The organism is Pseudomonas sp. SID14000 (genome assembly GCF_002165135.1).
In the GTDB taxonomy this organism is placed as follows: Bacteria; Pseudomonadota; Gammaproteobacteria; order Pseudomonadales; family Pseudomonadaceae; genus Aquipseudomonas.
This window is the reverse complement of sequence record NZ_NFZQ01000044.1, coordinates 1-1148: the sequence shown is the minus strand read 5'-3', so window position 1 is coordinate 1148 and position 1148 is coordinate 1. Positions and strand designations below refer to the sequence as shown.

The following is a 1148-nucleotide window of genomic DNA, read 5'->3' as shown; positions in this document are numbered from 1 at the left end:
CGAGGCAGGCAACGTCGGCTGGCCGTAGTGCACCGCCGACAACGAGCCGTTCAACGACTACGACTTCGAGACCAACGAGTCCGGCGAGCCCTTCGACTGCGCCGCGCCGAAGAACACCTCGCGGCACAACACCGGCCTCACCGACCTGCCGCCGGCCCAGGCCGCCTGGATTCCGTACGACGGCGACGGTGAGCGCGACCTGCCCAGCGTGCAGACGTGGGTCCGCGACTGGTCCGTCCGCGACCACTGCGACTCCGACCCGCGGGTGAGCCAGTTGGGTGACGATGTCCTGATCACGAAGTACAAGGGTTGCAAGGCTGACGTAGTACACGTTGCGGTGACGGACGGCGGGCACTCGTGGCCTGGGTCGGATGCTGCTTCCGGGCCTGGTTACGTGACCCAGACGTTCGAGGCGCACGAGCTGATCGGTGCCTTCTTCGCGGCTAACAAGTTGAGGACCTGAGATGACTACGACCGCTACCGAACCGAAGAAGGACCTGCCACGCCTGGTCCGCGGCATGGCTGTGATCGAGCGGGCCGGCAACGCGTTGCCGCATCCGTTCTGGTTGTTCTGGATCCTGTCCGCGATCCTCGCCGTGGTGAGCGCGATCCTCGCGGCGCTGGACGTCTCGGTGGTCTCGCCGAAGGACGGCAAGGTCGTCGCGGTACAGAACCTGCTGTCCGGCGACGGCCTGCAGATGGCTGTCTCGACGGCGATCTCGAACTTCGCCGAGTTCCCGCCGATGGCCACCATCGTGGTGGTGATCATGGGCGTCGCGCTGGCCGAGCGGACCGGGTTCCTGCAGTCGCTGATGAAGGTCAGCGTGTCCCGGGTGCCGACCTCGATGGTGGTCTTCGCGGTCGCCTTCGCCGGCACGATGGCGCACGTCGCCTCGGCGGCGGCGTACATCATCCTCGTGCCGCTGGGTGGGCTCGCGTTCCGCGCGGTCGGCCGGTCGCCGATCCTCGGCATCGTGGTCGCCTACACGGCGATCGCCTCCGGGTACGACGCCAGCCCGATCCCGACGCCGAACGACGCGATCTTCGCCGGGATCACCGAGGCGGCGGCCAAGACGATCGACCCCGGCGCGTCGATCTCGCCGCTGTCGAACTGGTTCTTCAACATCGCCTCGTCGGTACTGCTCGCG

At 67.5% G+C, this 1148-nt stretch carries 1 protein-coding gene; it reads left to right on the top strand.

The genetic code is table 11. The features are described from left to right. Positions 1-464: 464 nt before the first annotated feature. A partial coding sequence (locus CAY82_RS27320; RefSeq protein WP_170931130.1) for an AbgT family transporter occupies positions 465-1148 on the top strand: 684 nt, incomplete at its 3' end.